Origin of the sequence: Caballeronia sp. BR00000012568055 (assembly GCF_029439455.1) — a bacterium.
Lineage (GTDB): Bacteria > Pseudomonadota > Gammaproteobacteria > Burkholderiales > Burkholderiaceae > Caballeronia.
The window spans coordinates 899-3,795 of the sequence record NZ_JAQFVG010000117.1 but is presented as its reverse complement, the minus strand read 5'-3'; the positions used below and the strand labels follow the sequence as shown (position 1 = coordinate 3,795).

At 59.8% G+C, this 2,897-nt stretch carries 3 protein-coding genes and 1 pseudogene; all 4 read left to right on the top strand.

Translation table 11 applies throughout. The features are described from left to right. Positions 1 to 770 (top strand): SDR family NAD(P)-dependent oxidoreductase (locus P7F28_RS07315; protein ID WP_277183852.1); only part of this gene is annotated, 770 nt, incomplete at its 5' end. A 133-nt stretch (positions 771 to 903) separates the two neighbouring features. After that, positions 904 to 1,743, top strand: a complete 840-nt coding sequence (locus P7F28_RS07310; protein ID WP_277183850.1) for an ABC transporter permease subunit — start codon at positions 904 to 906, stop codon at positions 1,741 to 1,743. Next, positions 1,707 to 2,435: an ABC transporter ATP-binding protein gene (locus P7F28_RS07305; protein ID WP_277183849.1), complete on the top strand. Its 729-nt coding sequence runs from the start codon at positions 1,707 to 1,709 to the stop codon at positions 2,433 to 2,435. The genes P7F28_RS07310 and P7F28_RS07305 overlap by 37 nt, the downstream gene beginning before the upstream one ends. Before the next feature lie 42 nt (positions 2,436 to 2,477). Beyond that, positions 2,478 to 2,897, top strand: a pseudogene (locus P7F28_RS07300) (sulfonate ABC transporter substrate-binding protein); the annotation flags it as partial.

The following is a 2,897-nucleotide window of genomic DNA, read 5'->3' as shown; positions in this document are numbered from 1 at the left end:
CGCTCGACGATGGCAACGCCGTGGTCGCCGCAGGCCGCGATATCGATTCGATCGTCGAGCGATTCGGCAGCTCGCCCGCACTGCTGCCCGTCGCACTCGATGTAACGAACGAAGCACAGGCCAAAGCCGGCGTCAATGCAGCCGTGGCGAAGTTCGGCCGTATCGACGTACTCGTGAATAACGCGGGATTTGGCTTGCTTGCAGCGGTGGAAGAGTCGAGCGACGCCGATGTGCGCCGTATGTTCGATACCAATGTATTCGGATTGCTTAACATTACGCGTGCATTGCTTCCCGTGATGCGCAAACAGCGCTCGGGGCATATCATGAATATGTCGTCGGTGGGCGGATATCGCTCGGCGGCGGGTTTTGGTGTGTATTGCTCGACCAAGTTCGCAGTCGAAGGTATCACCGAGGCGCTGCACGCCGAACTCGAACCGCTCGGCATTCATGCGACCGTAGTCGAACCAGGCTATTTCCGCACGGATTTTCTGGATGCGTCGTCGCTTCTGGTCGGCAAGGAAGTCATCGACGATTACGATGCGACTTCAGGCACCGTGCGCCGCCGCGCGGCGGAGATGAATCACAATCAGCCAGGCGATCCGCAGAAGCTCGCCCACGCGCTCGTCACGCTCGCCGATGCCTCCGCGCCGCCGCTGCGCCTTGCGCTTGGCAGCGACACGCTCAAGGCCATCGAAGAGAAGAACGCGTACGTCGCCGCCGAAACCGAAGCATGGCGCGCCTTGTCGAAATCGACCGACTTCGCTTCGTGATCGAATATGGACATGCTCGCGCACATGGAAAGCAAAGCATAAAAAACCGTTTGTCATGACGATGTCCGTCAGCCTCTAATAACAAGCTCGCCTTCGCAAAATGCAGCTTATTTTATGGCTTAAACGACATCACATGGCTGATCTGACATCCTCCCGTAACAGCTATGTCACGACTCATCAAGCGAGCGCGCCGGTTTCGCGCGCTCGCTTGTATCAATGGCTTTCCTGGGTCGTGCCCGCCGCAGTGTTGGCGCTGTGGGAAGTCACTGCGCGCATCGGTTTGATCGAGCCGCAGGTGCTGCCCGCACCGAGCCGCGTGCTCGATACCGCCATCACACTCGCACGCAACGGCGATCTCTTCGTGCATCTCGGCGTCTCGCTGTTGCGCGCAGCCGTTGGCTTCGTAATCGGCGGCACGATTGCGCTCGTGCTGGCCGTTCTCGTCGGTTTCTCGCCGCTTGCACAGGCATTATTCGACCGTTCGATTCAAATGATCCGCGCCGTCCCGTTCCTTGCGATGCTGCCACTCGTCATCGTGTGGTTCGGCGTGGGCGAAGTCGCGAAGATCTTTCTGGTCGCGCTCGCGGTGCTGTTTCCGATCTATATCAACACGGTGCTCGGCATACGCCAGATCGATCCGAAGCTGATGGAACTGGCGAAGGTAATCGGTCTGAACTGGCGTGCAGTCGTGCGTCGAATCATTCTGCCCGGCGCAATGCCGTCGATTCTCACCGGCGTGCGTTACGCGCTCGCGCATGCGTGGCTCGCGCTGGTGATTGCCGAGACGCTTGCCACCACCAAAGGCATCGGCTTTCTTGCGATGGACGCGCGCGAGTTCCTTAATACCAATGTCATTCTGCTGACCATCGTCATTTACGCGGTTATCGGCGTAGTGGCCGATGCGTTCGTTCGTGCGCTCGAATCGCGCTATCTCTCGTGGCATGCGAACTTCGCCAAGGGAGACGCAAAGTGAGCCACACCATTGATTCGGATACCTTGGCAGTTTCAGTTCGTGGCTTACAACGCCGATACGGCGCCCGGGTGGTCATCGAAGCACTGGACCTCGACATCCGCAAAGGCGAGTTTGTCGCGCTGCTCGGTGAAAGCGGCTGCGGCAAGACCACGTTGTTGCGCGCACTGGCCGGACTCGATCTACCCGACGCGGGAAAGATACGCGCGCCCGAGCGCCCTTCGGTGGTGTTTCAGGAGCATCGGCTGTTGCCGTGGGCCACGCTTTGGGAGAACGTCGCGCTTGGTCACGAGCACACAGTCGGACGCGAAGGCGCAGCGCAGGCTTTAGCTGAAGTCGGACTGCAAGGCCGCGAAAACGACTGGCCACGCAATCTTTCCGGTGGCCAGGCGCAACGCGTAGCCCTGGCGCGCGCACTCGTGCGTGAACCCGCGCTGCTGTTGCTCGATGAACCATTCGCCGCGCTCGATGCGCTGACGCGTATCAAGATGCATGGCCTCGTGAAGGAACTCGTCGCGCATCATCAACCCGGCGTGCTGATCGTTACGCACGATGTGGATGAAGCGCTGACACTCGCCGATCGCGTTCTCGTGATGCGTGCGGGACGCATCGCTGCATCGTTCGAATTGTCGGATCACACGCCGCAATCGTTGCGGCCAATCTTGCTCGACGAGTTGGGCGTTCATACGCACTGACAGAAACACCGCATCAAATCACTACAAAAGGACCAGCAAAGCATGTTCGATTCATCTTTGAGTCGCCGCCAACTTTTGCGCGCGGCGGGTGGCCTCGTGGCAGGCGCAATCGCAGGAAATGTATTGCCCGCACGGGCCGCGGAAGCTCGCAAACTCACACGTAATACGGACCTCGTGCGCATTGGCTGGGGGTATGGCAGCCTGCCGGATATCGCGCGTCAACGCGGCGTATTCGAGAAAACACTCGCAGCCAAAGGCATCAAAGTGGAATGGGTCGGTCCGTTTCCCAATCATGCGCCCTCGCTTCAGGCAGTCGTTGGTGGCAGCGCAGACTTCGGTTTCTGGGGATCGACGACACCCGCGCTCGCCGCCATGCTCGCCGGTTCACCGCTCGTCTTCAACGCGTTCGATGTGTACTCGCCGCGCTCGACCGCGATCATCGTGAAGAAGAACAGCGGCATC